Origin of the sequence: Parafannyhessea umbonata (genome assembly GCF_900111255.1) — a bacterium.
Classification (GTDB): domain Bacteria; phylum Actinomycetota; class Coriobacteriia; order Coriobacteriales; family Atopobiaceae; genus Olsenella_J; species Olsenella_J umbonata_A.
In genome coordinates this window covers 1-26,808 of record NZ_FOGP01000004.1, presented here as the reverse complement: position 1 = coordinate 26,808, position 26,808 = coordinate 1, and the positions used below count along the sequence as shown (strand labels likewise).

Genomic DNA, 26,808 nt, shown 5'->3' with positions numbered 1-26,808 from the left:
ATATGGACGAGAGGGACGACGCCTTGATCGAGGCGGTCGAGCGGGTCGACGCCGAGAGCCTGGAGCGAGATGGGTCTCCCCAGACGCACCCCGAGTTCGACCGCCTGGTGAGGACCATCTGGCGCCTGCGCCAGAGCGACGGGTGCCCGTGGGACAAGGTCCAGACGCACGAGTCCATCCAACGCGACCTCATTGGCGAGGCCTACGAGGCGGTTGACGCCATCGCCCAAGGAGACGTGACCCACCTTCGAGAAGAGCTTGGGGACGTGCTCGAGCAGGTGCTCCTTCACTCTCAGATAGCCGACGACGAGGGCGACTTCGACGTCGACGACGTATGCCGCGAGCTCAACCGGAAACTGGTTCGGCGCCACCCCCACGTCTTCGGAACGGGCGGCAAGGCGGCCGATGCTGCGGCAGTGGTCGACATCTGGGATGACGTGAAGAAGGCCGAGCGACAGGATGCCAGGGACGCCGGCCGTCCCGCCGGATTGTTGGACTCCGTTCCCGCGTCGCTCCCCGCGCTCATGCAGTGCCAGAAGATCTCGAAGCGTGCCGCAAAGGTCGGGTTCGAGTGGGATACGGTTGCCGACGTGTGGGATCAGTTCCAGAGCGAGTGCCGCGAGTTCGAGGCGGAGGCCTCGGGCAGCCCGGAGGCGGCAGAGGAGTTTGGCGACATGCTCTTCTCGCTCGTGAACGTGGCGCGGCGCGAGGGTATCGACGCGGAGGCCGCTCTTGAGGCGAGCAACCGCAAGTTTCGCCGCCGCTGGTCGGCTATGGAGGACATGGCGGCGGAGCGCGGTGTCGAGCTTCGCGACCTTTCGACCGAGGGGCTCAACGGCCTGTGGCGTGAGGCGAAGCTCCGCGAGAGGCGGGCCTAGCCGGTCTTGCGACGGTCCATCAAGATGGCACTCCCTGGGGGAGGTTTGACGCTTATTGCCCCGCGACGACCCAAGGTCGTCGCGGGGCTCTGCTATAACTAGGACTAGAGAGCGTCTCACGCTCGCCAGAAACACGGCTCAAACGAAGAAACGGCGACATGACTAACCATTACGATAGAAACGCGGGCGCGCTTGTGCCTGCGTCCCGTCAAGGCATGATGCTTCGTACGGAGGGACGCCCCATGAGACAGTCACCGACTCCGCGCGGCGATTCGCGCGAGCGTGCCCATGGCCATCGCCGTGCGGCACGTCCAGACACCCACGTGTCGCATGACTCGGTTCGCTCCCGCCGCGTTGACCGCGTCTCGCGCGAGGCCGACGCCACCTCGCGCGGAAGGGGAGAAGCGCACGGCCATGAGGCATCGAAGCCTCGCCGCAGCCCGCGCGAGGTGGTGACTTCCGCCGCCTCCTTCGTGCGCGGACATCGCATTCCCTTTATCGTGATGGGCGTCGTGCTGCTCGTCGCCGCGTCACTGTACGGTCCCGCTCGCGACGCCTACGTCAGCACGCGCAAGAACGAGGACCTGCAAACGCTCCTAACCCTAGAGGGCCAGCGCAACGATGCGCTGCAGGACGACGTCTCGCGCCTCCAGTCGCGCGAGGGCGTGGAGGACGCTGCCCGCGAGCGCGGGTGGGTGTACGAGGGCGAGACAAGCGCCACGGCCGAGGGCCTCGAGGACGACGAGCTTGATCCGACCCAGAAGGTCAGCTATCAGGACAACCGCGACCAGAAGACCAAGGTCCTCGACTTCGTCTTTGGCTACGACCCCACGGAGGTATACGAATGACGCGCGTCGCCTGCATCGACATTGGGACGGTGACCGCTCGCCTTGCCGTGGCCGACGTCGAGGGCGGTCGCGTGCAACGCATGCTCAAGCAGTCAACCATCTGCAATCTGGGAGAGGGGCTCGACGCATCGGGTCGCATCAGCGACGCCGCGCGCAGCCGCGTCGTGCAGTGCGTGGACAGCTACCTGAGCATGGCCTTCCAGGCGGGCGCGCCTGTCGCCTGCTGCACACTGACCTCTGCCGCCCGCGACGCGCACAATTCTGACGAGCTGCTGACCGACCTTGCCAAGCGCGGCCTGAGGCCCGAGGTTATCGCGGGCTCCATCGAGGGCTCGCTCACGTTCCTGGGCGTCGCGCAGGACTTTGGGCAGAAGAGCCTGCTCGTGGCAGACAGCGGAGGCGGGTCGACGGAGCTGGCCATCGGCCGTCTGACCGCAGACGAGAAGGCTCCTGGCTCTTACGGCCTCAGCCTCGCCTGGGTCCGCTCGGTTGACGTCGGTGCGCGCCGCGCGACCGAGCGCTACCTGGCAAAGGCTCCGACGCCGGCCGATACTGTCGCGGCCGCGCGCGAATGGGCACGTGAGGAGTTCTCCCGCGCGCTGGCCGAGCGCGGCGACGTGGGTGTTCCCGACACCCTGGTGGTGACAGGCGGAACGGCGACCACGCTCGTCGCCCTTGATGCCGGGCTTGACCCGTACGACTCTCGCTTCGTGCACCTCAAGAGCCTTCCCACCCGGAGCGTCGACGCCCTGCTGGAGCGCCTCGCGCCCCTGAGCGTGCCGGAGCGCGCGAAGCTGAAGGGGATTCAATCCAAGCGCGCGCCCGTCATACTTGGCGGCATCGCGGTCATATCTGCGCTGCTCGAGGCAACGGGGGCGACTGCCATGACCGTGAGCGAAAGCGACCTTCTGTTTGGCCTCGCCATCTGCGCGGCCGCCGCCGTGGAGGGCGTTCCGGCGCCCTTCGGCTGGAAGCCGGGGCTCGTCGTGCTAAGGTAGAACAACCCTGCGACGCAAGTCGCGCTTGGGCCCTTGGGGGTATGGCGAAATTGGCAAACGCAGCGGACTTAAAATCCGCCGGCTTCGGCCTTGTGGGTTCGAGCCCCACTGCCCCTACCATCTGCTCGGCTCTGCGGTAGGGTCCTATCAGCTGAAGTCCGTGTCCAGCGTGATCTGGAGCGAGTATCCCGGAAACTCCCGTTGCGCCTTCTCGTGAATGTCCCTGTAGACCTGGTTGCGGTCCTTGGCGGCAAAGCCGACCACGATGTCGAAGCGCAGGGTCTTCTCGTCTTTGTCTAGGTAGAAGCCATGCATCTGGATGACGTCGGGGTGGTCGCGTACGATCTCGGCGACTTTCTTTCTGGCCACCACCGCCTCCGGGTCCTTCGTGTTGACCGAGTAGACGCCGATGGCGGTCAGAATGACGTTGTGCCTCTGGGCGACGTCGACCGTGATCGTGCGAATCAGCTTGTCCAGCTCGTCTGCCGAAAGTGTGTCAGGGACCTCGATGTGGACGGACCCGTTGTGGGCGTTGGGGCCGTAGTCGTGCAGCACCAGATCGTAGGCGCCGGTGACCTCGGGGTAGCTGGTGACGGTCGCCTTGATCTCGCGTGCCAGCCCCGCGTCCGCGCGCTGCCCAAGGATGCTGGAAAGCGTCTCCTGCAGCATCTCGAGGCCTGACTTTATGATTACGAGCGCGATGATTGCGCCGAGCCAGGGCTCCAGCGAGACGTGGAAGAACAGGAACACGCTTGCCGCCACCAGGGTCGAGGCAGAGATCGCGGAGTCGAGCATGGCGTCCTCGCCGGAGTTGACGAGCGAGCCGGAACCGACCCGCTCCCCGACGCCCTTGACGTATCGGCCAAGCACAATCTTCACCACGACGGCCACGGCTATGATGGCCAGTGACGTTGCGCCGTAGTCGGGCTCTTCGGGCACGAGGATGCGCTTGACGGACTCGGCAAGCGCGGTCACGCCCGCATACAGAACCAGAAGCGAGATTACCATGGCACTCAGGTACTCGACTCGCCCGTACCCAAAGGGGTGCTTCTGGTCCGGCTCCCTTCCGGCGAGCTTCGTGCCGACGATGGTGATGACGGAGCTCGCTGCGTCTGACAGGTTGTTGACTGCGTCCATCACGATGGCGACTGAGTTGGCGGTGAGTCCCACGGCCGCCTTGAAGGTGGCGAGAAACACGTTCGCCAATATCCCGACGACGCTGGTCCTGACGATTGCGCGATCGCGCCTTTTCGCCTGACCGTCCTCGGTGCCCTTCGTCATGGTCGACCGCCTTCTTGTCGTGTGGACGGTGGGTCTTGGGCTCACATGGGCCCATCATAGCACCTGAGCTGCCCCTGCGTGCGACCTGCGCCGCGCCTATGCTGCCGACGGTTCCAGCGGCTCTGCACGCGAGCGTCTGTAAAAAGCGGAGCAGGGTCCGTAGACCCTGCTCCGCCCGTTCTCCGGGCGACTGCGCGTTAGCTAGCGCAAGCCCGGCTCCTTGAAAAGCTGGTGCCCCCGTCCGCGGGGTAGGCGAACCCTGTGCCAAGGCTTTGGTCGTAGACGAAACCGTAGTCATCATCATCGCCGCACAAATCCTCAAACATCAACTCGTGGTGTAGGTCCGAGTACCATCCCGTGATGACGAGGCGGCCGTCATCATAGAGATATATCTTGTCGACGAAGTAGTTGAGGATGGAATCTCGAGTCTCTTCGTCATCGAAGTCAGCGCTCGAGTACTTCTCGAAGTACGCCCTGATGCTCGCCTCGTCTTGGGCGACTCTGGCTCGCGCCTCCTCGGCCTCGATGGCTTCAGAGAGGGCGCGCTTACGCTCCTCGTGTTCGGCAAGCCTGTCCGCAATCGAATCGGTAAAGGGTAGCCCCTTCTCTATCGCCTTGACGAGGTTGTTGAGCGCCTTGTTCACTGAGGAGAGCTCGCCTTTGAGGCCGTCGAGGTAGCGCGTGTCCAAGTAATGCTCTCGATAGTAGCTGGATATGTCAACTGCCAGGGTTGCCCTGTTCTCGGTGTCTGCAAGGATGTTCCGCAGGATCTCGATGACCCTCGCCTCGATGAGACTCTTGCGCACGTTGCGCTTCGAGCACCGGCGCTTACGATGATTCTTGCAGGCGTAATAGTAATGTCGCTCCCCATGTTTGCCGGTGCCGCACAAACCGTGCATGCTCTCGCGACACTTCCCACAATACAACTTGCCGGTCAGCCAGTAACGCGGCACGTCCGATTCGTCAGCCTCGTTCGCGAAATGGGGTCCCTTTCGCTGGTTCTCCTTGAATCGCTGCTGAACTATGTCGAACAGCACCTGGTCGACAATCGGGGGCATTCCTCCGGGGATCTCTATGTCGGCATAACGATATATGCCGAGGTAACGGTCATTGTGCAGTATGTGACGCAGGCTGTTGATGGTCATCCTGTTTCCGTTGACGCTTCGGATGCCTTGGGCATCCAGGTACTCGATGATCTCGGACATCGACTTTCCGTCGGCATACATGTTGAAGATCCGTCTCACTATGGGAGCTGTGTCGGGATCGATTTCGTAACGACCGTCCTCGCTCTTGCGATAACCGAAGACGCGGTGGCCGTTGAACTTCGCCGCCTCTGCGTTGTAGCGCATGCCACGGGTCGTGTTGACGCTCAGCTGTGCAGAATAGAATTCGGCAAGTGAGTCGAAAAAGCTCTCGATGAGCTTACCTTCCGGGGTGTCGTCAGGGGTGGTCTCCGCAACGAACTCGATCGCGCAGCCGGCGTTGCGGATGGCGCGCTTGGCAATCGCTGCCATCGCTTGGTCACGGGCGAGGCGGTCCGTCTTCCAGAGAATGAGGACGGTTGGCTTGATCTTCGGCACCTCGGCGAGCATCAGCTGAAACCCGGGACGGTTCTCGTCTCGTCCTGATCGCGCCGGATCCACGTACTCCTTGATGATCGTGTAGCCGTGTGCCTCGGCGTATGCGTGCGCCTGCTCGCGTTGCTGCTCGATGCTCGCCTCGTTCTGCGCTGAGCTGCTGTAGCGGTATTAGGCGATTGCCAGATCGTTGTCGTTACGGATGAACTTCTTCTTGGACATAGTCTGGCCTCCATGCCCCTATTGGGCCGAGGCAGCACCCTCAAGGCCGTCGAAAAAGCTCTCGATGAGTCGGCCCTCGGGCGTGTCCTCTCGACTGCCCCCAGCGATGTACTCGACTCCGCATCCTGCGTCACGGAGGGACTTCTTGGTGACCTCCACCGTCGAGGGGTCACGTGAGATGCGATCCGCGCTCCATTCGATGAGGATGGTGGGGTGTATCTCCGAGACTTCGGCAAGCATCTGTTGCAGACCGTGAAAGCTATCGCGCCCAGACAGGCATGGGGAGTCTTGGTACTCCCTCACGATCTCATAGCCATGTTTCTCTGCGTATTCGTGGGCTTGCCTCCGTTGCTGCTCGATTGATGCAGCGGCACAGGCCGCTGCAGAGCTGCGGTAGTAGGTCCTGCATGCAGGGCTTGAACCTGGGCTCCGACATCCCCATCTCCTCTCGCTCTCCTTCCATTATACCTGGATTGACGGCAAAACCGCAGGTAGTTTAGGTAGTCGGGCAATGTGCGAGGCAGTGAGGCGGCATCCCGGAGCACGAGAACGGGTGGGCCCCTCGCGGAACCCACCCGTTCTATTCAGAGGCTTTTTGATACAGCCCCCCTGTTCTTGTCTGCAGGCATGGCTCATGTTGTCAGCAGAAACGAACCAGGCTCAGATATGCCCGCCTCAGATCAGAGGGAATCGGTGTCAAGCACAAGCTGGGCCAACGCGCGTGCCACGCCGCTCTCCACGTTGCTCCAGGAAATCGTGTGTGCCGCCGCGCGTTTGACCTCTTCCTCGGCGTTGGCCATAGCGTACGATTGCGTCACTGCGGCAAGCATGTCAATGTCATTGGGGCCATCGCCAAAGGCCACAGCCTCGGCAGGGCTAACCCCGTAGTGGTTGCAGAGCACCTCGATAGCGTGGCTCTTGCTTGCCCCTCCGCTCATGATCTCGCAGAGCGTGGCGTTGGAGCGCACTACCGTCAGCTCGGGAAACTCCTGCGCCACCCTGCTCTGGGCGGCCAAGATCGATTCGGGCTCGCCCATCAGAAGAAACTTGTGCACGCCTCGGTCACCAAAGGTTCCGGCAAGATCGCGACTCTCACGGCTTTCGGCCTGCACGAAGTACTCTTCCTTTACTACGCGCGGGTCCGAGCGGTCGTCCACGATCCAATCGTGAAAACCATAGGTACCGGCAACCACATCGGGCAGCTCCTCTTCGAGGTAGCGCTTGATGCGCAGGGCATGCTCGGTGGGAATGACGGTGCTAAAGAGCTCGTTGCCCTCGTGGTCGAGCACATACGCACCCGAGAAACAGGCAAGCGGCCCCGTAAAGCCCAGCTGCTCCTGAATGGGGTAGAGCCCCTCGGGAGAGCGGGCCGACACCAGGCAGAACGGCATCAGCTTCGCAACGACGCTGATGGTGGGGGCACTTGCGGCCATGGGATGATGCTCGTTGTCGACAAGGGTACCGTCCACGTCGGTAAAGACGATTCCCACTTGCGGCTGATCGGTCACGTCAGCTCCTCTCAGTGCGCTGCGGCAAATCGCACGCAGCTCAGGCCGTTACAAGGGCGCCCCGCATGGAGGAGGGTCCATGCGGGGCAAAGGAAAAAGGAAGGGAGGTAGTCACGTTTCTATTCACCTGAGACAGAAGCGTGCGGCTCCTTATTTGGTTGCAGCGATTCGAGCATGGCGTTGACGTTCTTACGCCCGTTGTTAATGCCCGTTCTGAGCACCAATACGCACACGAGCGCGAGGACACCTATAACGACACCCGCAATCCCTGCTACGAGCCCTCCACCTTCTTGAAAGCCCCAATAGCCCAAGAGCACAGCCAGGGCTAGAGCGGAGTAGGCAAGACGCAACCAAAGCTGAAGCTTCTGGATCGCGAGGGTCTGGGCGCGAGCTTCGGCAACCAGCGGGTTGTCGGTCTCTTTCCAGGCACGGCGATAGAGGGAGGGCTCTCCATCCTTTCCGCGAAACGCCACACGAAGTCCCATCTTGCCCACTCCGTTCCGTTGATGACTAGTAGGACAGACCCGGGTCGAAGAAGCCGAGCAGAACGCCCACGAGAGCGACGACCACAAGCAGGCCCATGACGACGGTCGGGGACATCTTGCGCTTGGTCATGAGGTACCAGCACAGCCATACGAAGAAGATGTTGAGGAACTTGGGGAAGATCGAGTCGAGGGTGTCCTGAAGGACCAGGCCGCTGTCGGCGGAGAACTGGAAGCTCAGGGCAGTGGTGATGTTGATCCAGGTTGCGGCAACGGCGCCGATGACCATGGTGCCGACCATGACGATGGAGTCACGGAGAGCTGCGGACTGCGGACCGACAAGAGCCTCAACGGCGGAGCCACCGAGCTCATAGCCCTGATCGAAGGCGAACTTCATGCCAAAGTACATGGCGAGGTTCCACACGATGATGTAGAACAGCGGGCCAAGCACGCTGCCGCCAGTGGAGAGACCAAGGGCGATGCCGAGCAGGATGGGGATGAAGGTGCCGACGATGATGGAGTCGCCGAGGCCGGCGAGCGGGCCCATCAGACCGGCGCGGATGCCGTTGATGGTGTCGTCGTCAAGGGGCTCACCGTTGGCGCGGGCCTCTTCAAGACCGACGGTCAGGCCGACAACCATGGTGCCGATTTGAGGCTCGGTGTTGAAGAACGTGCGATAGGTGCTGAGGTACTTGACCTTGTCCTCGTCGTTGTCATACAGCTCGTCCACGACGGGCAGCATGGCGGCAAGGTAACCAAAGGTCTGCATGTGCTCCTGCGAGAAGCAGGTGAGGTTGCCATAAATCCAGCGGAGGAACGCGCTCTTGCGCGCGCCAGCGGAAACTTTCTTGAGGTCAGCCATGATTAGATGTCCTCCTCTTCCTCATCGTCGAAGGCTGCGCCAGCGGCAGCGACGGCGGGACGGGCAAGCTTGATCTGTTCGACCTTGAAGTTGATCAGAGCGAAGAAGACGGCGATGACAGCCGAGCAGATGAGGTTGCAGCCCATGACTGCGGCCAGAATGAAGCCAAAGGCAAAGGTGACCCAGTCGAGCGGCTTCTGGATGACCTGCTTGCACAGAATTGCGATACCGACGGCGGGAAGCAGCGAGCCGACCGTGAAGAGGGTCTTCATGGCGACGCCGTCCATGGGCAGGTAGTCCTTCATCAGGCCGACCATCGACTCACCGGCGAGGCAGATGACCACGGTGGGGATGAAGGAGAATGCGATGTGGCTGATCCACGGGAACACAAAGTCGACCATGGGGATGGTCTTCTTGATGGTTTTCCAGTTGCCACCGTCCATGGCCTTCCAGCCGATGCCCTGCCACACGAGGTTGAGGGTAGCGGTGCCATAGAACAGAACGGTACCAAGGGTACCAACGGCGGCGCCGAGGGAAGCGGCAAGACCAGAGGCGGCCTCAGAGCTGGGATCCAGGCCCTGGGCATGGATGGCCAGGATGGCCAGAGGGATGCCGATGTAGGTGACGGCACGAACGTCTGCGGAGACGGTGCCACCGGGGGTGACCAGTGCGATGTAGACGAGCTGGATGGCTGCGCCGACGATGATGCCGGTCTGAATGTCGCCCATGATGAGGCCGACAATCAGGCCGCCCACCAGCGGGCGTCCGAGCGTGTAGTTACCGACCGTGGTGCCGCCCATGCCCGGCAGTGATGCCAAGCAGGCGAACAGGCCAAGCAAGATGGCCTGGAACATGGAGATTCCCATGAACTCCTCCTAACCGTTTACACTACTTACAGATTGCCCTTATGGGCATTTTTGCCTCACCCATGGGTACGCCTGCCAGCTGGGCCCATGGGTGTTGGTGCCTAGGGAACTACTTAACGTCAAACTGGTCGCGGAACTTGGGCCACTCGCCAATCGAGGTCTCCTTGACCAGTGCGAACTCGACGGTGTAGCCAGCCTTGGTCATGTCCTCAAAGGCCTGAGCCTCTTCAGCGGTGATCGACTGGTTGTTGCCGAGCTTGACGGTGCCGGGGCGGTCGTTGCAGGGGCCGACGATGACGCGCTTGACGTCGGACGGCTTGAAGCCGAAGTCAACAAGGATCTCCTTCATGTCAAGCGGGTTCTTGGTGATGAGGAAGTACTTGGTCTTGCTGGCCAGCACCTTCTCGGCGCTCTCCTTAAAGTGGTCCATGGTCCAGACAAAGATCTTCTTGTCGGGAGCGGCACCCTTGTAGGCAGCCTTCAGGACCGGGTTGCTTGCCGCAACGTCATTGACTGCGATGATGCCGTCGCAGGGATACTCAATGCTCCAGCGGGTGACGGTCTGGCCGTGAATCATACGGTCATCAATACGGACGAACGAAATCATAGTTGCCTTCCCTTCTTTCCTTCTAAGCGGGTCGTTCCTTACAGGTCGTCTTCGTCTTCGTCCTCGAAGGCGAGCTCGACCTGACGAGCCCCCTCCCTTGCCTCGGAAACGACGTTCTCAACAAGGGCAGAGTCATCGAGGTCGTCCTCGATGGCCATGAGGGCGCTGATAGCCATGGGCAGGGAAAGGCCGCCGAACGCGATCGTCTTGGCGAGCAGCCCAGCCTCGGTGAGGGTGTTCAGGGTATTGGTGAGAGGCGAGCCGCCCACGATGTCGCCGAGGACTACGACAGAGTCGTCAGCGGTAATGGGAGCGATGACCTCACGAAGCTTCTCGACAAACGTGTCAGCCGACACGCCATCCTCCATCGAGCAGCTGAGCACGTTCTCACGATCGCCCAGGAGCATGCGGATGACGCTATGCACGCCGGGTGCCATTGTGCCGTGACTGACCAGAAGCAGGTAACGCATGTGGTGATTTTCCCCTCTTCTCCGCGACCGCCTTTTGGCCTTTCAGTTTTATGACCAAAGAGCGCGGCCTTTCTGTTTTGCATGACAACCGAGGGCTTTCGTACGACCCTCTGAATTTGTCGCGCCAAACTGTAACTGTGTGTGTAAAGTATGAAGATGGCAAATCGTTTGAGATACAAGCTGTGTTACGCCTTTTTTTAGATTTGTGGTAGTGCACACACAATTGGAGGGTTCATGAGTGCCGTAGATCTTGAGCTGGTCATGCCCACCCTTCTTACCGAGCAGGAAATCATTGACGCCGTCAGTTTTGTCAACAAGGCCAGCGTCGAGGACGAGATGTCCGAGATCGTGACCTACTCAAAGAACATGCAGTTCATAGCAGTGAGCACCGACGTGTCTGCTCGCGAGATCGCCGAGCAGTACGAAGGCTTTGCTTCTTATATAGCCTTGGGCGACACCGATGGTCTGCTGCGCTTCATCCGCACCGACATGCCGCTTATGGAGCCCAAGACCTCAGACGATCCGCTGTTACAGGGACGCTCTGCCGTGGCCTTCCTTTCCAGCACCTGTATTGAGGCCGCCCGCAAGGGCGGATTGCCCGCCATCCGCTCGTTTGCCATCACACAGCACTATATGAACCTCGCCAACGAGACGAGCAACGAGGAAGTGGCCCATTACTTGGTGCTTCCCATGATGTTGGAGCTGACCAAGGCTGTTCGCAAAGAGGGCAAAGCGCGTACGCACCCGCTTTCGCATCAGGCAATGAACTACGTACGCAGCCACCTCTCGCAGCGCCTCGACGGAGACTCGGTGGCAAACGCCCTGGGCGTGAGCCGCAAGACGCTTTGCACACGCTTTAAGAACGAGACGGGCGAGACCTTTGCGGCCTACGTGAGGCGCGTGCGCGTCGAGCGTGCGCGACGCCTGCTTGACACCACTGACTACGACATTGCACAGATTGCCTACCAGACCGGCTTCTCATCACAGAGCCACCTGCAGACGGCCTTCAAGCACGCCACGGGCCTCACGCCGCGCGAATGGCGCATCCGCGAGATTCGCGAAATCTAACGCCGGCTCGCCCGTCGGGGACGAACACGCGCTGCAAAGTGGTAACAATCCGCTGGTACTATGGGCAAAACCCACCACCTGAGGAGTAGCCATGCCAGCACCGGGTGGATATAGACGACAGCAGTTTCTGACCGAGGAAGAGAAGGCCAATGCGCCCAAGGTGACGCCACAGCTGCTCAAGAGAATCCTCAGCTATCTTGCGCCCTACTGGCTTCAGTTCATTGCCGTCTTCGTGGCCATCCTTGTTTCGAGCGTTGTGGGCCTGCTGCCCCCCCATCATCACGGGACGCATCGTCGACCAGGCCTTGGTAGGCGATGACCTGACTCTGCTGGTCAGGCTACTGTTTACCGCCCTTGGCGCCATGCTCGCGAGCCAGCTGGTGGGCGTGCTGGAGAACTACATCAACTCGTGGATCAGCGAGCGCATCATCTACGACATGAAGAACGAGATGTATCTGTCGGTTTAGGATGTACTTCATCTCCGATTAGTTCCAGAGGAACGTGGCGCACTTGTCGTTGCTCCAGCATTCAAACGCATGGTCGAATGCCTCACCCATAGACTGACCGCACGAATGGCCTTTGCCGCCTGCAACATTCTCCAGATCACTATCTTCGAGCTCGAGTAACGCATCGGCCGCCTGCTCCGTAGAGTCTCTCTGGAAGGCCTCCATGGATTCCAGGTACCCAGCAAGCTCGGGGGCATCAACATCCGTTTCGACCCCCAGCCTCTGCGCGGAGGACAGGATTACCTCGGCAAAGTCCGACATGGTCTCGATCGTGTCGCGCTCCTTCAAGAGTTCCTGTGCTTAGGCATGCTCCTTCAGCTCCGCCAGCAAACGCTCTACCTTTTCCATTGACGTGCTCCTTCTCCCTGTGGGCAGCTAAGCCCATTGCTTCTTGAATCTATATACCGACAGTTACTTATGCCATCACTGTAAAAAATGCATTGCGCACTCGGCAGATATATCGTGCCAACGCACGCGCTCACGGGTTCGACTCCCTGCGGCGTTGACCTAACAATAAACCCTCCTAGAGATAGGAGGGCTAATCTCACGTGGTGCCCCCAGCGGGAGTCCCGCGTTGCCCTTCGGGCAAGGCTCTGAGGGTTCGCGCTTCGCGCTCACCCCGCAAGGCGCCACTGGCGCCTTGCGACCTTGCGGTTCGACTCCCTGGGACGTTGTCCTAACAAAAAAGCTCTCTGGAGATAGAGAGCTGAAGTAACGTGGTGCCCCCAACGGGATTCGAACCCGTGTCGCCGCCTTGAAAGGGCGATGTCCTAACCACTAGACGATGGGGACGCACGCTGCAGTATACCAGACGGGACCCTTGCTACCAGTCAAAACCCATCCTCTGCGCAAACGACATCGCCGCCTCGCGCATGTCAGGCTGATTCTCGACCCATTGCGGAAGGTCGGGAACGTCAACGATGATGGGGTCGGCCTCGTGGATGGCGACCGTAGCCTCCTCAAAGCTGTAGGGATCGCACTGTGGCCGGTCAGGCATGTAAGTGTCGACCATAACGGGTCTCAGGAGCGCGTAGATGCCGCCCTCGCACAGGCCCCTGAAGCCGCGCAGCGCGCGACGGGCGGCTGCCATGCGCCCGAGTTTAAACAGAAGGATCACGCGTGAGAGCTGGAGCCAGCAGTCCCCTCGTCTCGAGAACTTCGCGTCAAGTGCGTCGAAGGCCTCCTCATCCTCTAGTCGGGCGAGCGCCAGCGCGCAGGTGTGCCGGGCGCCCAGGTGGTCGCTGTGGGAAAGAGCGATGAGCGACTGGCCGACGGCGTCCGCCATGCGAAAGCGTCCCGTGTCGAGGCAGGTGCGCGAGATGGTCGCCTGAACGCGTAGGCGCGGGCGGACCATGACGTCATCCCAGGCGTCGCCCGACCCCGCAGCCTGAAGGGGCCCGTCCTTCTCGCTCGCCTCACGCTCAACCTCCAAGAGGCGGTCGAGAAGTGCGTCGAGGTCGCTGTCCTGGGCTATTGCCTCCAGGAGGAGGGCGTCCGTGCAGCCGGGGTCAAGCTCGAGGGCCTGCGCGCAATCCTGGCGCATGCGCTCGAGACGGCGCTTGCGCTCGCGCATGAAGTCGGCGTCGTCGAGGAACTCGTCCTTGCTCCGGGATTCGTTGTAGCGGCGAAGTGCTTGCGCAATGCAGAGGAAGGCCTCGTCCGAGGCGTCCTCCATGAACTTCGTGGGGTCCTCTTGCACGGCTAGGAGCAACTCTGCGTAGCCGCTGTCCGAAAGTCTCAGCTTGGCGCCGCGCTTTGTCGCAAGCCTGAGTACGAACTCGTCTCGTGCGTTCATCGGCTCAGGCCTCCCTTGGGGTTGTCGGCGGAATCCTGCTCGAGGCCACGGCTGGCTCCGGCGGGGTCGATGCGGTGGGCGGCCTGGATGAGCCAGGAGCCCAGCGCGCCGCGGCCGGCCCTGTCGCGGCCCTCCTGTATTAGGACGGTGCACTCCGAGATGGCAAGAATGAGCTCGTCTTCGCTGAAGGCGGGTACGGCCAGCCGGGCAAACACGCCGTCGGGGAGCTCTCGCTGAGAAACGATCGCCTCGGCTGCAAAGGGGTAGCTGCCCAGGAGCGCGCGCAGCTGCGACTCTGCGGTGCTCAGGTCGTGTCTCTTGTAAGCGATGGAGATGCGGGCAATCTGCAGCCAGGCGTCGTCGCCGTCATGCGAGCGAAGCCCGGTCTGCTTCCGCCCGAAGCGGCGAAGCCCCTCGAGCCCCTGTTCGTCCTCGAGCTTGGCGTAGGCGATGGCGGCGGTGAAGCGCGCGTCGGCCTGGTCCTGAGGGTCGAGCTCGAAGACCTTCTGACAGGTGGCGAGCGCCTGGCGGTTGTGACCGCAGATGATGGCCTTGCTTGCCAGGGTCGAAAGCCAGCGTAGGTAGGGGCGAAGGGCGAGCTCTCGGGCGAGCCTCGCGCGTTCTCCGTGGGGCTCGGCCTCGGCGGCCTGGCCTGCGGCCTTGAACGACTTTTCGCGCGCGGAGTCGACCCCGTCGAGCAGGAAGTCGTAGTATCCCTCGAACGAGGGGATGTCCGCCGCGGCCTTCATGCGCTGCGCGTCTACGTTTGTGGGGTCCAGCTGAAGGGCCTCGTCCAAGAGCTGGTGACCCTTCCGGATGAGCTGCTTCGCGCGCACGTCGTCGGCGAAGGGCAGTTCGTAGTCGATGGTCGTCGCGGCGACGGCAACAAGGTGAAAGGCTCGGTCCTGGTCCGTTTGGGGCAGGCTGTCGCGGTCGCGGGCGAAGGTCCGCCCAAAGCTCGCAAAGCTCCGCGCAACGTTCTGGGGGTCCTGTCCGTCGAGCGATGCGGCAAAGCGGAGGCCTAGCCGCTGGTAGTCTTCTTTGTTTGGATCGAACGACACGCAGGCTCCTGGTGGTAGGCGGTTGCGGCCCCGGCGTGCGGGGCGTGGCATATACATACCCAAATATAGGCCATGCGCCGCCTTGGGGATTTGGGGCGACGGCGGTCGACACAAAGCAAATGTACATACTCTTGTGGACATTAGAAAACGTCAATGCAAACACTGTTTCGAATCAGTAAATGGCCTGATAAAAAGGTATGCGGATTTAGAAGAAAGCCAAAAGTTGGCACGGGTATGCTGTGCCTTGGTTGGGTGAGGAAGGACCCTGACTGGCTCGATTTGGTAGGTCTGAAGGACGAAAGTCCTTCTCTTCGTGCATTGGCCGTTCAATGCTGGCGGCCCCACAAAAAGGAGAGTGTTATGGGACGTTTTACCAATCCGCGTGACCTGTACTTCGGCGAGGGCGCTCGTCATGAGGTCAAGAACTTCCAGGGCTCGAAGGCTGTCATCGTCTGCGGCGGCGGCTCCATGAAGCGCGGTGGCTTCCTCCAGGATGTTCAGGCTGACCTCGAGTCCGCTGGCATGGAGGTCAAGCTGATCGAGGGCGTCGAGTCCGACCCCTCCGTCGAGACGGTCATGAGCGGTGCCGCCGTCATGCAGGAGTTCCAGCCCGACTGGATCGTCGCCATCGGTGGCGGCTCTCCCATCGACGCCGCCAAGGCCATGTGGATCAAGTACGAGTACCCCGAGACCACGTTTGAGGACATGTGTAAGGTCTTTGGCCTGCCGAAGCTCCGCACCAAGGCGCACTTCTGTGCGATTTCCTCTACCTCGGGCACCGCGACCGAGGTCACCGCATTCTCGATCATCACCGACTACTCCAAGGGCATCAAGTTCCCCATCGCAGATTTCGAGATCACCCCGGACGTCGCCATCGTCGACCCCGAGCTGACGTACACCATGCCCGCAAAGCTCTGCGCGCACACCGGCATGGACGCACTTACCCACGCCATCGAGGCCTACGTCTCCACTGCGGCCTCCATGTACACCGACGCTAACGCGCTCCACGCCATCCGCGAGATCGTCGAGTGGCTGCCCAAGTCCTACACGGGCGACCACGAGGCCCGCAAGCACATGCATGACGCACAGTGCATCGCCGGCATCGCGTTCTCCTCGGGTCTGCTGGGCATCGTCCACTCCATGGCCCACAAGACTGGCGCCGCGTTTACCGGCGACCACATCATCCACGGCTGCGCAAACGCCATGTACCTGGGCAAGGTCATCCAGTTCAACGCCAAGGATGCCCGCGCCAAGAGCCGCTATGCCTACATTGCCAAGGAGATCCTGCATCTTGAGGGCACTACCGAGGACGGGCTCGTCGAGGCGCTGGTCCAGAAGATTCGCGACATCAACGACCAGATCGATATTCCGCAGGGCATCAAGAACTATGGTGCCGGCGGCGTGAAGGCCGACGCCTCCGTCATCGACTACGAGGAGTTTGAGGCGAAGAAGCACGACGTCGCGGCCAACGCGCTGCTCGACGCCTGCACCGGCTCCAACCCGCGCCAGCCCACGCAGGAGGAGATGGAGAAGCTGCTCGAGTGCGTCTACAACGACACTCCCGTCAACTTCTAAGGGCGTCGCCACATAAATGCGAACAATAGGGGAGGGAGCCCGCCGGCCAGGCCGACGGGCTCCCTTCGTGCGTCTGGGGGGCAGGGGCGCGTGACTGGGGCCGAAGAGCCGTTCAAAACCAGTCACGTAGCGGTAACGGAAATGCGGAAGTGTCAATTCATCGACTTAGACGACGTGTACTTCTTGGCCAAAACGCCGCCTAATGCTCGATGCATACCACTCGCCCGTTAGGTATACTGTGATTGGAAATGATCGATAATGAACGAAAGTGACGGATTTATCATTTTTCCGGTAGGGGATCGGTCGCCCGAGGAGGACGAGCATGCTTGCTGAGGAGAGACAGGCGCGGATCGCCGAGTATGTCCAGCGCAAGGGCTCGGTCTCTACCATGGAGCTCATGAGCGCCTTCGATGCCTCGGAGTCCACCATCCGACGTGACCTCTCGGTCTTGAGCCGCCGGCGTCTGGTCGCTCGCGTCCATGGCGGCGCAACTAAGATTCGCGCCAACTCGCAGCTTCACGACGAGGCGTCGGCAAGCAGGTCGCGCCTGAACGCTTCTGCGAAGGAGGCCATCGCGCGCGTTGCCGTGGGGCTGGTCGAGCCCGACGACTTCGTCTACATCGACGGTGGCACCACGACCATCACCATGGCCGAGATGATGGGCCAGACCAGTGCAACCTTCGTGACCGATTCGCTTCCCGTTGCGCAGAGGCTCCTCGGCCGCGGATGCCACGTTATTCTCCTTGGCGGAACCCTGAAGCCGCTAACGGAGGTCGTCGTGGGCGCAGCCACGGTCGAGGCAATCAGCCGCATGCACTTTACGGTTGGCTTCTTCGGGGCGAATGGGGTCACTCCCGAGGCGGGGTTTACCACTCCCGAGCTTGAGGAGGCCACCGTCAAGGAGGCGGCCCTGCGTCAGACGCAGCACGCGTACGTCCTGTGTGACTCGAGCAAGTTCGATCGCGTCTCGCCTGTGGGCTTCGGCGCCTTTGAGGACGCGACGATCATCACGGATGCAATGCCGTGTGATCCCGAATACCGGCAGTATGACAACTTCGTCGAGGTGAAAGGATAGCCATGATCTATACGGTCACGTTTAACCCGTCTCTCGATTACATCGTGAGGCTCGACTCGCTGAAGCTGGGCGCGGTCAACCGCGTCAACTACGAGAACGTCCTTCCTGGTGGCAAGGGCATCAACGTCTCGATCGTTCTCAACAACCTGGGTCACAAGTCGACCGCTCTGGGCTTCGTCGCCGACTTCACGGGCCGCGAGATCGTCGAGCGCACTGTCGGTTATGGCGTCGACTGCGACTTCGTCACGGTCGCGGAGGGAATGAGCCGCATCAACATGAAGCTCAAGGCCGAGGACGAGACCGAGATCAACGGCATGGGTCCCAAGATTACCCCGGACGACATCGACGCCCTCTACCAGAAGCTCGACAAGCTCGGAAAGGGCGACATCCTGGTCATCGCGGGCAGTGTCCCCTCGATGCTTCCGGGTGACATGTACCAGCGCATCATGGGCAGGCTCGAGGGCCGCGGCGTCGACATTGCCGTGGATGCCGAGCGCGACCTGCTTGTCAACGTCCTGCAGTATCACCCGTTTGTCATCAAGCCCAACAACCATGAGCTGGGCGCCATATTCGGAGTGGAGCTCAACAAGCGTGAGGAGGTCGTCCCCTACGCCAAGAAGCTGCAGGAGAAGGGCGCGCGCAACGTGCTCGTCTCGATGGCCGGCGAGGGTGCGGTCTTCGTCTCGGAGACCGGCGAGGTCGTCATGAGCGAGGCTCCCAAGGGAACCGTTGTCAACTCCGTCGGCGCGGGCGACTCCATGGTTGCCGGCTTCATCGCGGGGTACCTGGAGAGCGACGGCAACTACGCTACCGCATTCAAGATGGGTGTCTGCACGGGCTCGGCGAGCGCCTTCTCGCCTGACCTGGCCACCCGTCCCGAGGTAGAGAATCTGCTCGCATCCCTGTAGGGGAGCGGGCTGCATTGTGGAACGTGTATACGCGAAGGGAGCACACGTGAAGATTACGGATTTGCTGAAGCCCGAGGGCGTCAGGATCGGGGTCACCGCCTCGAGTCGTGACGACGCCATCGACCAGCTTGTCGCCCTCCAGGTGGCATCTGGCAACATCGCGGACGAGACCGCCTACAAAGAGGCGATCATGGCGCGCGAAGCCGAGTTCAGCACGGCCGTTGGCGACGGAATCGCCATCCCACACGCCAAGACCAGCGCGGTCAAGCAGCCGGGACTTGCGGCCATGACCATCGCCGACGGCGTCGACTGGGGCGCACCGGACGGCGGCGCGAGCGACCTGGCCTTCATGATCGCCGCACCTGAGGGAGAGGCCAACACCCACCTCGCTATTCTGGCGCAGCTCTCCAGGCTCCTGATGCACCAGGACTTCGCCGACGCCCTGCGTGCGGCCAAGACCCCCGAGGAGTTCCTCAAGGTTATCGATGATGCCCAGGCCGAGAAGGCCGCGGAGGAGCGTGCTGAGGCCGCGACCGAGGCCTCCGACTCCGCCGAGAGTAAGTGCGCCCTTCCCGACATCGTCGCCATCACCGCGTGCCCCACGGGCATCGCCCACACCTACATGGCCGCCGAGAACCTCGAGAAGAAGGCCGCGGAGATGGGCGTCACCATCAAGGTCGAGACCCAGGGCTCTGCCGGCGCCAAGAACGTCCTGACCGCCGAGGAGATTGCTGCCGCCAAGGGCGTCATCATCGCGGCCGACAAGAACGTCGAGCGCTCTCGCTTCGCGGGCAAGCAGGTTCTCTCCACTAACGTCTCCGCTGGCATCAAGGAGCCCGAGAGGCTTATCGATACCATTCTCAACAACGAGGCCCCGGTCCAGGAGGGTTCCGCCCCCGCGGCTGCTGCCGAGACTAAGGGGGAGTCTGGCTGGAGCATCATCTACAAGCACCTGATGAACGGCGTCAGTCACATGCTTCCGTTCGTTATCGGCGGTGGAATCCTGACCGCAATCGCCTTCCTGGTCGACCAGCCTGGTCTGGGTACCGCGGCATATGGCTCCTCCATTCCCGCCGCCGCGTTCTTTAAGACCATTGGTGGCGAGGCCTTCGGCCTGATGCTCCCGGTCCTCGCGGGCTTCATCGCCATGTCCATTGCTGACCGTCCCGGCCTCGCGCCTGGCTTCGTCGGCGGCCTGTTCGCCAAGGCGGGCTACAGCCTGGCTTACGTCAACCTCATGATGAGCGACCCCGATGCGGCTGCAGCGGCCTGCGTCTCCGGCGGCTTTATTGCAGCGCTGTTTGCTGGCTTCGCCGCGGGCTACATGGTCCTCTGGCTCGAGAAGGCCTGCGAGAAGCTGCCTGACTCCCTTGAGGGCATCAAGCCGATGCTCATCTACCCGCTGCTGGGCACCCTTGCCATTGGTGCTGCCATGTTCGTCCTCAACCCGATCTTCGGGTCCATCAACACGGCCCTCAACAACTGGCTTAACGGCATGGGCACCACGAACATCGTCCTGCTCGGTGCTGTCGTCGGCGGCATGATGTCCATCGACATGGGCGGCCCCTTCAACAAGGCTGCCTACGTCTTCGGCACCGGCGCCCTTGCCGCCGGCACCGCGTCCGGTCAGGTCGTCATGGCGTCCGTTATGATTGGCGGCATGGTTCCGCCCCTGGTCATTGCCCTCTCCACCACGTTCTTCAAGAACAAGTGGTCCAAGGCCGACCGCTCCGCGGGCCTGGTGAACTACATCATGGGCCTCTCCTTCATCTCCGAGGGCGCCATTCCGTTCGCCGCGGCTGACCCCGGCCACGTGCTTCCCTCCTGCATCATCGGCTCTGCCGTCGCGGGTGCTCTCTCGGCCTTCTTTGGCTGCACCAGTCCCGCGCCCCACGGTGGCGCCTGGGTCGTTGCGGTCATCGGCAACCCCGCCATGTGGCTGCTCGCGGGTCTCATCGGCTCTGTCGTCGGCGCGCTGATTCTTTCCTTCTGGAAGAAGCCCTACGTCGAGGAGTAGGCACGTCACCCGTTGCCGGAAGTACCAGACAAGCCTCGGGTGCTTCTGACTCGCAGGCACGTATCATGAGGGTGCGGTCACGTCGTGGCCGCACCCTTTCTCGTTACGTGGCTCGCCGTCATGAGGGGGAAGACGCGATGGGCTTTACCTGGCCATGGAAGAGGCAGAGAACTTCTCGCCCGGTTTCCGAGGGTGCGGTGCGCCGCCGTCTGCGTTATGCGGGAGAGGTCCAGGCGGTTGGCTTTCGCTTTACCGCCCAGCAGATCGCGCGGCGCGTCGAGGTCGCCGGTTGGGTCGAGAACCTCGACGACGGTGACGTACTCGTCGAGGTCCAGGGCTTGCCCGGGCAGGTTGATGAATTCAAAAAGGAGGTTGCGGCGGCCTCGGCGAGCGCCGACACGTGGATCAAGGCGACGCTCGTGGACGAGAATGACATCCCCGTGGTTGCCGAGGACTCGTTTCGCGTCAGGTATTGAGCCGCCGCCGCGTGGCGCCCCTCGCGGCGGCGGGATTGCTAGGATTTGAGCGCCAGCAGCGTGCGCATGGCCATGCAGAAGCCGTCGGTGCTGTTTGCCGCCGAGACGAAGGCGTTGCCCGCATCGGCCAGGGCGGCCTGGGTCTTCGGGTTGTTGATGCCGTTGCGCATGAGCAGGAACGTTCCGACGTGCGGGGCCATGTCGCAGTCCGCGGGCGAGTCTCCGCAGGCGATGACCTCCCTGGGGTCCCAGCCCATCAGCTCGATGTAGCGCTTGGTGGCAGATCCCTTGTCGAGGCCGCGTGGCGTCACGTGGTAGGTGTGGACGTCACGCACCTTGCCGTCGGGGAAGTGCGGGAGGATGGTGTTTCCGGTGATGCGACTCACGAAGCCGTTGTCCGCCAGGTACAGGGGCAGGCCCGTCTCGTCCAGCATCGCCTGCGCCTCGTCCTCGATGACGGCTCCGCGTAGCGCGAAGGTGACCTCGCGGTACTGGTAGCCAATGTTGTTGTCGTTATATGCCTCGAGGCAGTCGTACCAGCGCCTGAGCATGCGGTCGATCACGCCCGTCTTGTAGATCACGTCGTGCGGGGTCAGGCCGCAGCTGGGGTCGTATGGCATGTCCGCGGTGAAGTAGCGCCAGTCTGCCTCCGTGCCCTCGTGCAGACAGAGGATGCCACCCATCTCGCCGATCCAGCCCGGGAGGCCGAGCATGCGAACGTCCTCGCGGATCATGGCGCGGTTGCGTCCGGTGCAGGGGACGACGCTCATGCCCGCACGCCTCATGTCCACCAGGGTCTGGGCCAGCTCGATGGAGGGCGTGCCGTCGGCCGAGGCGAGCGCCTGGCCGTGGCTGACCATGGTGTTGTCGGTGTCGGTGATCACGTACTTGATGCGCGAGAGTCGGTCGGCGAGGTCGCCGGGGAGGGTCGAGGCGTCGGAGGGGAATGTCGGAAGCGAGAGCGAGGGCATGTGATGCCTTTCTTCGTGAGAGCACCCGGCACCACGAGGCGACCGGGTGCTTGGACAAGCGAACTATCTGCTGGAACGAGCGTCGTCTGGGGCGTTTCCGTCGGCGCCCGCCAGAAGGGCGGCCGCCACCTCGCGCTCGAACACGGAGCCGTCGGTCTCCATGGGCACGAAGCGGTCTCCGACGTGCTGCACGGTCTCGTCGCCCTTGGCTAGCAGGCAGATGACTGCGCCATTGGGTGCGGCGAAGCCAAGCTGAACTGCGCGGCGGATGGCCAGGGGGCGCTCGACGATAGACTCGTGCGCGCAGCCTGCCGGAGTGGCTTCGGCCATCTGCCGGCAGATCTCTGCAACGGAGTCGTGCGCGGGGTCCTCCTCGGTAAAGATCAGATGGTCGGCCCATTTGGCGGCCTCCTGAGGAAGCTCCTGCCTGCGCTCGTACGCCTTGCCACCTGGCGCGCCCAGCACGGCGATGATCTTGCGATCCGCGAACTCGTGGGCGACGGAGTGGAAGAACTTCTGGTACGAGAGCTTGTTGTGCGCGTAGTCGACGATACCGGTGACCTTGGGGTCGGCCGTGGGGAGGAGCTCCATGCGCCCGGGCACGCGAACGTGTGCCAGGCCCTGACGCACCTGCAGCTGGGGGACGTCCAGAAGCTCGCACATCGCAATGGCCGCCAGGGCGTTGTCAACATTGAAGAGGCCGGCCATCGAGAGCGTGACCTCGCCCTCCCACGACGGGGTGTGTGCCGTGAAGGCCTGAATGCCGCCGTGGGAGGTGACCTCTTCGCACCAGACGTCTGCGCCCTTCTCGGCTGCGTCAGAAGCGGACGAGAAGGTCATGACCCTGCCGGTGCGACGGGCGTGCTCCAGGACGACGCCTGCCTGTTCGGACTCGAGGTTGACGACGGCAGAGGATGCCTGGTCGAAGATGCGCAGCTTGCTCTCGAAGTAGTCCTCGAAGCTGGGGTGCTCGCGCGGCGAGATGTGGTCGCGCCCGATGTTGAGGAAGCACGAGACGTCCAACGTCAGGCCGACCACGCGGTCGTACTTGAGTGCCTGGCTCGAGACCTCCATGACCATGTGGCCCAGGCCGGAGCGCGCGGCGTTGTCGATGTGGCGCCACAGATCGGGCGGCTCGGGCGTGGTGTTGACGCTCTCCGCGTCCTCGACGCCGTCGAACGTGTCGATGGAACCCATGATTGCGCAGTGGGACTTGGGCTCGCCTGCGTCCAGAATGGCGCGCATCATGTAGGCGACGGTCGACTTGCCCTTGGTGCCCGTGATGCCGATGACGTCAAGCTGCCTGTCGGGATGCCCCCATGCCTCGGCGCTGGTGACTGCCATCGCGCGGCGAAGCCCGTCGTCGCGCACGACCAGCGCGGGCGCGCCGGGGGCTGTCGCGGCAAGCTCGGCGCCGTGCGACTCGTCGCATAGGTACGCGACACAGCCTGCGGCGAGCGCGCCTGTCAGGTAGGCCGGCTTGAACGCGGCCCCCTTGCAGACGAAGAGGTGGTTGGGCGCAGCAAAGCGAGAGTCGCAGTCGACGCCCGTGATGGCGGTGGTGCCTGCGGCGGCTAGGCTCGGAGCGTCCTGCGCGAGCAGGCCCTCCTCCTCGAGCAGCCGGGCAATCTGTTCTAGTGTCATATTCATGGTGCCTAGTATAAAACCAGCGGAGCAGGTTGCGTGTCCACGCAGGTGCTGTGATAGAATCACTCCGCAATGGGCGATTGGCGCAGCGGCTAGCGCAGGTGCCTTACAAGCACAAGATCGGGGGTTCGAATCCCTCATCGCCCACCATTGATCTCAAGAAGGTCACGGGGAACGTCCCCGTGACCTTCTCTTTGCTCGGGCCCTGCTTTTCCGGCTTTTTTTGACCTTGTTCTGGACTCTTTTCGAGCGTGTTGTTTCTGTCCGGCATTGTGTTCGCGCGGTGCGTGGTGCGCGCTTTGACCTGCGTGTGTCAGGGGGTCCGTGATAGTCTGTCCCTATTGAATAGAGAGTGCCGTGGGACAGGAGGTTTCATGTCCGCAGAATCCAGCCAGTCAGAACGTAGCTTTGGGCGAGCCGCAGACCAGATGCGTCCCGTCAAGCTCACGCGTGACGTGATGATGAACGCTGACGGGTCCTGCATGGCCGAGTTTGGAAACACGCGCGTGCTCTGCACCGCCACCGTCGAGGAGGGCGTCCCTGCCTGGCGCAAGGGCTCGCGTGCCGGCTGGGTCACGGCCGAATACGCGATGCTTCCTGCCTCCACCAACCGTCGCTCCAAGCGTGAGTACGGCAAGCGCAAAGGTCGCTCGATGGAGATCGAGCGTCTGGTCGGTCGCAGCCTGCGTGCCGTGGTCGACATGAATCGCCTGGGCGAGTACACCATCACTTGCGACTGCGACGTCATCCAGGCCGACGGCGGTACCAGGACGGCGTCCATCACAGGTGCATGGGTGGCGCTTCACAATGCCCTCATGTCCATGGTCGAGAAGGGCCTGATCAACCGGCTCCCCCTAACGGGGCAGGTTGCGGCAATATCCATGGGGCTGGTTCATGACGAGCTTCTGCTTGATCTTGACTATCCCGAGGACAGCCATGCTCAGGTCGACCTTAACCTCGTGGGCACCGACGCCGGCGGCATCGTTGAGGTCCAGGGTACGGGCGAGCGCTCGACGATTGACCGCGGTCAGCTCAACCAGCTGCTCGACATGGGGCAGGATGCCATTGCGAAGCTTGTCGACCTTCAGAACCAGGTGACGGGCTTTCGCAGCTAGCCTGTCGCGAAACGCCACGCGCCACACGCGACGCTTTCGGGGCAGCGAGTCCCAACGATAGGAGTTCCAATGCAAAAGGTAGATATCAACACGCTTGATCCTCGCCATACTGTTGTTGTTGCGACGGGCAATGCGCACAAGGTGACCGAAATCGAGGCGATTCTGTCTCCCGGCATGCCGGGCACGCGCTTTGTCGCCCTTGGCGAGCTCGGGTCGTTCCCCGATCCCATCGAGGACGGCAAGTCGTTCTACGAGAATGCCCTCATCAAGGCCCGTGCGGCTTTGGTCGAGACGGGCCTGCGCTTTGCGATTGCGGACGATTCCGGCCTGTGCGTTGACGCCCTCGACGGCGCGCCGGGGATCTTCTCGGCACGCTTTGCCGGCGGCCATGGCGACGACGCAGCCAACAACCAGAAGCTTCTTCGCGAGCTGACGGACGTTCCCGAGGCCAAGCGCACCGCGCGCTTCCACTCGAGCGTGGTGCTGGTCGAGTCCGACGAGGACGGCGAGGGCATTCTGCGCGGCGACGGCGACTGTGAGGGCATGATCGGCTTCGTGGGCCGCGGCGACAACGGGTTTGGTTACGACCCGCTCTTCCTTCCACAAGACACGCCGGGTAAGACCATGGCAGAGCTTGAGCCGGAGGAGAAGAACGCTATTTCTCACCGCTTCCACGCGCTTGAGGACCTGAGGGCAAAGCTTTAGGTTCGTCGCTCGTGCGATGCGGGCGCGGGCCTTGCGCAATCCCTTGAGAAGGGATGCACGGCCTGCGTTTTGTGGGGCAATCGGGCGTCGGGCACGCGGACGCCCTTGGCATTTTTTGCTGTAGACGCACGTCTAGGGGAAGGTAGGAAGCATGCGCATCGTTCGTACCACTGACTATAAGGATATGAGCCGCAAGGCGGCCAACGTCATCTCTGCACAGGTAATTATGAAGCCCGACTGCGTGCTGGGTCTGGCGACCGGCACGACGCCGCTGGGCGCCTACAGCCAGCTCGTCGAGTGGTGCGACAAGGGCGACGTGGACTTCAGCAACGTCAGTACCTACAATTTGGACGAGTATCGTGGTCTCACCAACGACGATCCGCAGAGCTATCACTACTTCATGCGCCAGAACCTCTTCGACAAGGTCAACATTGACCTGGCTCGCACGCACGTGCCCGACGGCTCCAACCCCGACGCCGAGGCCGCTTGCTCCGAGTACGACCGCATGGTGAGGGAGGCCGGCTACCCTGACCTGCAGCTGCTGGGTATCGGCAACAACGGTCACATCGGCTTCAACGAGCCTGACAGCTGCTTCTCGAAGGGCACCCACTGCGTGAACCTCACCGAGAGCACCATCAAGGCAAACTCCCGCCTGTTTGAGCGTGAGGAGGACGTCCCCCGCCAGGCGTACACCATGGGCGTGCAGACGATCATGTACGCGCGCATGATCCTGGTCATCGCAAGCGGCGAGGCTAAGGCCGACGCCGTCTATCGCATGTGCTACGGTCCGGTTGACCCCGACTGTCCCGCGTCTATCCTGCAGCTGCACACCAACTGCGTCGTCATTGCCGACGAGGCGGCCCTTTCCAGGTGCCCGCAGGAGTAGGCGACAGGCCGGACGTTGGCTAAAGGCGGCCAAAAAGCTGTCGGACAAGAATGAAAAAGGGCCCGGAGAGAAGCGCTGAACCGCCTCCCTTTTCTTGGACATGAGAAAAGGGAGGCTTCTTTCATGACCCGAAGAACTTTGTACGACGCCGCCACGAGGTCGAAAGCCGCCGAGCTCTACGACGCGGGGAACGGTGTCAAAGCCATCTCCAGCCTGATCGGTGTTCCCTACGAGGCCGTGAGAAAATGGATCGACACGTACAGATCCGTCGGCATCGAGGGGCTGACAGACATGGGAAAGAAATACGCCGTCTACTCATATGAGACCAAGGTCGCCGCCGCGCGCGCCGTCGTCGACGAGGGCATGACGAAGCCCGAGGCCATGGAGAGGTTCGGCATAGCCTC

At 62.3% G+C, this 26,808-nt stretch carries 27 protein-coding genes, 3 tRNA genes and 2 pseudogenes; 16 read left to right on the top strand and 16 right to left on the bottom strand.

Annotation, left to right across the window (positions count from 1 at the left end):
• Positions 1–2 precede the first annotated feature (2 nt).
• The 4 genes from mazG (at position 3) to BMY31_RS05760 (ending at position 2,844) form a co-directional block, all read left to right on the top strand.
• Positions 3–878, top strand: coding sequence for a nucleoside triphosphate pyrophosphohydrolase (mazG, locus tag BMY31_RS05775; RefSeq protein ID WP_091009065.1), 876 nt, complete (start codon positions 3–5; stop codon positions 876–878).
• Between the two features lie 242 nt (positions 879–1,120).
• Positions 1,121–1,726, top strand: coding sequence for a hypothetical protein (locus BMY31_RS05770; RefSeq protein WP_091009062.1), 606 nt, complete (start codon positions 1,121–1,123; stop codon positions 1,724–1,726).
• A complete protein-coding gene (locus BMY31_RS05765) occupies positions 1,723–2,724 on the top strand; it encodes a Ppx/GppA phosphatase family protein (protein ID WP_091009060.1) in 1,002 nt (333 codons plus the stop codon). Before BMY31_RS05770 ends, BMY31_RS05765 begins: the two co-directional genes overlap by 4 nt.
• 35 nt (positions 2,725–2,759) lie before the next feature.
• Positions 2,760–2,844: transfer RNA gene (locus BMY31_RS05760), tRNA-Leu, on the top strand.
• A 27-nt stretch (positions 2,845–2,871) separates the two neighbouring features.
• Here the strand turns inward: BMY31_RS05760 and BMY31_RS05755 are convergent.
• The 10 genes and pseudogenes from BMY31_RS05755 to BMY31_RS05715 form a co-directional block, all read right to left on the bottom strand.
• The gene (locus tag BMY31_RS05755) at positions 2,872–4,005 is read right to left on the bottom strand and encodes a cation diffusion facilitator family transporter (RefSeq protein WP_091009057.1); all 1,134 of its coding nucleotides are present in this window, start codon (positions 4,003–4,005) and stop codon (positions 2,872–2,874) included.
• Positions 4,006–4,202: 197 nt separating this feature from the next.
• Positions 4,203–5,354, bottom strand: a complete 1,152-nt coding sequence (locus BMY31_RS05750) for a recombinase family protein (RefSeq protein WP_257612388.1) — start codon at positions 5,352–5,354, stop codon at positions 4,203–4,205.
• A pseudogene (locus BMY31_RS08930) lies at positions 5,346–5,741 on the bottom strand (recombinase family protein); the annotation flags it as partial. The gene BMY31_RS05750 and the pseudogene BMY31_RS08930, both read right to left, overlap by 9 nt.
• Positions 5,742–5,822: 81 nt before the next feature.
• Positions 5,823–6,191: pseudogene (locus BMY31_RS05745) on the bottom strand (recombinase family protein); the annotation flags it as partial.
• A gap of 293 nt (positions 6,192–6,484) precedes the next feature.
• Positions 6,485–7,312 carry a Cof-type HAD-IIB family hydrolase gene (locus BMY31_RS05740; RefSeq protein ID WP_159443995.1) on the bottom strand — a complete coding sequence of 276 codons (828 nt, stop codon included), beginning with the start codon at positions 7,310–7,312 and terminating at the stop codon, positions 6,485–6,487.
• Positions 7,313–7,431: 119 nt separating this feature from the next.
• Positions 7,432–7,806 (bottom strand): hypothetical protein, encoded by a 375-nt coding sequence (locus BMY31_RS05735; protein WP_143802946.1) that lies wholly within the window; start codon positions 7,804–7,806, stop codon positions 7,432–7,434.
• Between the two features lie 16 nt (positions 7,807–7,822).
• On the bottom strand, positions 7,823–8,656 hold the full coding sequence (locus BMY31_RS05730) for a PTS system mannose/fructose/sorbose family transporter subunit IID (RefSeq protein WP_078687370.1): 834 nt from the start codon (positions 8,654–8,656) through the stop codon (positions 7,823–7,825).
• A 2-nt stretch (positions 8,657–8,658) separates the two neighbouring features.
• Positions 8,659–9,522, bottom strand: a complete 864-nt coding sequence (locus tag BMY31_RS05725) for a PTS mannose/fructose/sorbose/N-acetylgalactosamine transporter subunit IIC (protein WP_078687371.1) — start codon at positions 9,520–9,522, stop codon at positions 8,659–8,661.
• Positions 9,523–9,631: 109 nt separating this feature from the next.
• The gene (locus BMY31_RS05720; RefSeq protein ID WP_078687372.1) at positions 9,632–10,129 is read right to left on the bottom strand and encodes a PTS system mannose/fructose/N-acetylgalactosamine-transporter subunit IIB; all 498 of its coding nucleotides are present in this window, start codon (positions 10,127–10,129) and stop codon (positions 9,632–9,634) included.
• Between the two features lie 38 nt (positions 10,130–10,167).
• Positions 10,168–10,599 (bottom strand): PTS sugar transporter subunit IIA, encoded by a 432-nt coding sequence (locus BMY31_RS05715; RefSeq protein ID WP_078687373.1) that lies wholly within the window; start codon positions 10,597–10,599, stop codon positions 10,168–10,170.
• Between the two features lie 234 nt (positions 10,600–10,833).
• Here BMY31_RS05715 and BMY31_RS05710 point away from each other — a divergent pair, with 234 nt between their 5' ends.
• Together BMY31_RS05710 and BMY31_RS05705 are read left to right on the top strand one after the other, a co-directional pair.
• Entirely contained in the window at positions 10,834–11,667 is an 834-nt protein-coding gene (locus tag BMY31_RS05710) for a helix-turn-helix domain-containing protein (RefSeq protein ID WP_078687374.1), read from the top strand.
• A gap of 242 nt (positions 11,668–11,909) precedes the next feature.
• Positions 11,910–12,134 (top strand): ABC transporter ATP-binding protein, encoded by a 225-nt coding sequence (locus tag BMY31_RS05705; protein ID WP_143802945.1) that lies wholly within the window; start codon positions 11,910–11,912, stop codon positions 12,132–12,134.
• An 18-nt stretch (positions 12,135–12,152) separates the two neighbouring features.
• On the opposite strand, the gene BMY31_RS05700 is transcribed toward BMY31_RS05705, so the two are convergent.
• From BMY31_RS05700 to BMY31_RS05685, 4 genes are all read right to left on the bottom strand, one after another.
• Positions 12,153–12,461 (bottom strand): hypothetical protein, encoded by a 309-nt coding sequence (locus BMY31_RS05700; protein WP_078687376.1) that lies wholly within the window; start codon positions 12,459–12,461, stop codon positions 12,153–12,155.
• A gap of 429 nt (positions 12,462–12,890) precedes the next feature.
• Positions 12,891–12,965 (bottom strand) — tRNA-Glu (locus tag BMY31_RS05695).
• A gap of 31 nt (positions 12,966–12,996) precedes the next feature.
• Positions 12,997–13,968 carry a hypothetical protein gene (locus BMY31_RS05690; RefSeq protein ID WP_078687377.1) on the bottom strand — a complete coding sequence of 324 codons (972 nt, stop codon included), beginning with the start codon at positions 13,966–13,968 and terminating at the stop codon, positions 12,997–12,999.
• On the bottom strand, positions 13,965–15,029 hold the full coding sequence (locus tag BMY31_RS05685; protein ID WP_078687378.1) for a response regulator receiver protein: 1,065 nt from the start codon (positions 15,027–15,029) through the stop codon (positions 13,965–13,967). Before BMY31_RS05685 ends, BMY31_RS05690 begins: the two co-directional genes overlap by 4 nt.
• Positions 15,030–15,389: 360 nt before the next feature.
• Between BMY31_RS05685 and BMY31_RS05680 the strand changes: the two genes are divergently transcribed.
• The 5 genes from BMY31_RS05680 to BMY31_RS05660 all read left to right on the top strand — a co-directional run bounded on the left by BMY31_RS05680 (position 15,390) and on the right by BMY31_RS05660 (position 21,080).
• Positions 15,390–16,604, top strand: a complete 1,215-nt coding sequence (locus tag BMY31_RS05680; protein WP_078687379.1) for an iron-containing alcohol dehydrogenase — start codon at positions 15,390–15,392, stop codon at positions 16,602–16,604.
• Between the two features lie 322 nt (positions 16,605–16,926).
• Positions 16,927–17,679 (top strand): DeoR/GlpR family DNA-binding transcription regulator, encoded by a 753-nt coding sequence (locus BMY31_RS05675; protein WP_091009045.1) that lies wholly within the window; start codon positions 16,927–16,929, stop codon positions 17,677–17,679.
• 2 nt (positions 17,680–17,681) lie between these two features.
• Positions 17,682–18,587, top strand: coding sequence for a 1-phosphofructokinase (gene pfkB, locus BMY31_RS05670; protein ID WP_078687381.1), 906 nt, complete (start codon positions 17,682–17,684; stop codon positions 18,585–18,587).
• A gap of 46 nt (positions 18,588–18,633) precedes the next feature.
• Positions 18,634–20,604: a PTS fructose transporter subunit IIABC gene (locus tag BMY31_RS05665; RefSeq protein WP_091009042.1), complete on the top strand. Its 1,971-nt coding sequence runs from the start codon at positions 18,634–18,636 to the stop codon at positions 20,602–20,604.
• A 137-nt stretch (positions 20,605–20,741) separates the two neighbouring features.
• A complete protein-coding gene (locus tag BMY31_RS05660) occupies positions 20,742–21,080 on the top strand; it encodes an acylphosphatase (protein ID WP_159443996.1) in 339 nt (112 codons plus the stop codon).
• 38 nt (positions 21,081–21,118) lie between these two features.
• On the opposite strand, the gene BMY31_RS05655 is transcribed toward BMY31_RS05660, so the two are convergent.
• Both BMY31_RS05655 and BMY31_RS05650 read right to left on the bottom strand, forming a co-directional pair.
• Positions 21,119–22,051 carry an HAD hydrolase family protein gene (locus BMY31_RS05655; protein ID WP_078687384.1) on the bottom strand — a complete coding sequence of 311 codons (933 nt, stop codon included), beginning with the start codon at positions 22,049–22,051 and terminating at the stop codon, positions 21,119–21,121.
• 63 nt (positions 22,052–22,114) lie between these two features.
• On the bottom strand, positions 22,115–23,695 hold the full coding sequence (locus tag BMY31_RS05650; protein WP_257612381.1) for a Mur ligase family protein: 1,581 nt from the start codon (positions 23,693–23,695) through the stop codon (positions 22,115–22,117).
• A gap of 77 nt (positions 23,696–23,772) precedes the next feature.
• On the opposite strand from BMY31_RS05650, the gene BMY31_RS05645 reads away from it, so the two are divergent.
• The 5 genes from BMY31_RS05645 to BMY31_RS05625 form a co-directional block, all read left to right on the top strand.
• Positions 23,773–23,848: transfer RNA gene (locus BMY31_RS05645), tRNA-Val, on the top strand.
• Between the two features lie 224 nt (positions 23,849–24,072).
• The gene (gene rph / locus BMY31_RS05640) at positions 24,073–24,813 is read left to right on the top strand and encodes a ribonuclease PH (protein ID WP_091009038.1); all 741 of its coding nucleotides are present in this window, start codon (positions 24,073–24,075) and stop codon (positions 24,811–24,813) included.
• A 69-nt stretch (positions 24,814–24,882) separates the two neighbouring features.
• Positions 24,883–25,518: an RdgB/HAM1 family non-canonical purine NTP pyrophosphatase gene (gene rdgB / locus BMY31_RS05635; RefSeq protein ID WP_091009034.1), complete on the top strand. Its 636-nt coding sequence runs from the start codon at positions 24,883–24,885 to the stop codon at positions 25,516–25,518.
• 151 nt (positions 25,519–25,669) lie between these two features.
• Positions 25,670–26,404: a glucosamine-6-phosphate deaminase gene (gene nagB, locus BMY31_RS05630; protein ID WP_078687388.1), complete on the top strand. Its 735-nt coding sequence runs from the start codon at positions 25,670–25,672 to the stop codon at positions 26,402–26,404.
• A 123-nt stretch (positions 26,405–26,527) separates the two neighbouring features.
• The coding region (locus BMY31_RS05625) for a helix-turn-helix domain-containing protein (RefSeq protein ID WP_143802944.1) at positions 26,528–26,808 on the top strand (281 nt) is incomplete at its 3' end.

Bases quoted from the DNA above. Each gene is read 5' to 3' on its own strand.
- BMY31_RS05755 (WP_091009057.1), bottom strand. From the start codon at position 4,005: ATGACGAAGGGCACCGAGGACGGTCAGGCGAAAAGGCGCGATCGCGCA.
- BMY31_RS05750 (WP_257612388.1), bottom strand. From the start codon at position 5,354: ATGCGCTACAACGCAGAGGCGGCGAAGTTCAACGGCCACCGCGTCTTC.
- BMY31_RS05655 (WP_078687384.1), bottom strand. From the start codon at position 22,051: ATGCCCTCGCTCTCGCTTCCGACATTCCCCTCCGACGCCTCGACCCTC.
- BMY31_RS05710 (WP_078687374.1), top strand. From the start codon at position 10,834: ATGAGTGCCGTAGATCTTGAGCTGGTCATGCCCACCCTTCTTACCGAG.
- BMY31_RS05675 (WP_091009045.1), top strand. From the start codon at position 16,927: ATGCTTGCTGAGGAGAGACAGGCGCGGATCGCCGAGTATGTCCAGCGC.
- BMY31_RS05650 (WP_257612381.1), bottom strand. From the start codon at position 23,695: ATGACACTAGAACAGATTGCCCGGCTGCTCGAGGAGGAGGGCCTGCTC.
- rdgB (WP_091009034.1), top strand. From the start codon at position 24,883: ATGCAAAAGGTAGATATCAACACGCTTGATCCTCGCCATACTGTTGTT.
- BMY31_RS05765 (WP_091009060.1), top strand. From the start codon at position 1,723: ATGACGCGCGTCGCCTGCATCGACATTGGGACGGTGACCGCTCGCCTT.
- BMY31_RS05730 (WP_078687370.1), bottom strand. From the start codon at position 8,656: ATGGCTGACCTCAAGAAAGTTTCCGCTGGCGCGCGCAAGAGCGCGTTC.
- BMY31_RS05720 (WP_078687372.1), bottom strand. From the start codon at position 10,129: ATGATTTCGTTCGTCCGTATTGATGACCGTATGATTCACGGCCAGACC.
- rph (WP_091009038.1), top strand. From the start codon at position 24,073: ATGTCCGCAGAATCCAGCCAGTCAGAACGTAGCTTTGGGCGAGCCGCA.
- BMY31_RS05680 (WP_078687379.1), top strand. From the start codon at position 15,390: ATGGGACGTTTTACCAATCCGCGTGACCTGTACTTCGGCGAGGGCGCT.
- BMY31_RS05725 (WP_078687371.1), bottom strand. From the start codon at position 9,522: ATGGGAATCTCCATGTTCCAGGCCATCTTGCTTGGCCTGTTCGCCTGC.
- mazG (WP_091009065.1), top strand. From the start codon at position 3: ATGGACGAGAGGGACGACGCCTTGATCGAGGCGGTCGAGCGGGTCGAC.
- pfkB (WP_078687381.1), top strand. From the start codon at position 17,682: ATGATCTATACGGTCACGTTTAACCCGTCTCTCGATTACATCGTGAGG.
- nagB (WP_078687388.1), top strand. From the start codon at position 25,670: ATGCGCATCGTTCGTACCACTGACTATAAGGATATGAGCCGCAAGGCG.
- BMY31_RS05660 (WP_159443996.1), top strand. From the start codon at position 20,742: ATGGGCTTTACCTGGCCATGGAAGAGGCAGAGAACTTCTCGCCCGGTT.
- BMY31_RS05690 (WP_078687377.1), bottom strand. From the start codon at position 13,968: ATGAACGCACGAGACGAGTTCGTACTCAGGCTTGCGACAAAGCGCGGC.
- BMY31_RS05770 (WP_091009062.1), top strand. From the start codon at position 1,121: ATGAGACAGTCACCGACTCCGCGCGGCGATTCGCGCGAGCGTGCCCAT.
- BMY31_RS05715 (WP_078687373.1), bottom strand. From the start codon at position 10,599: ATGCGTTACCTGCTTCTGGTCAGTCACGGCACAATGGCACCCGGCGTG.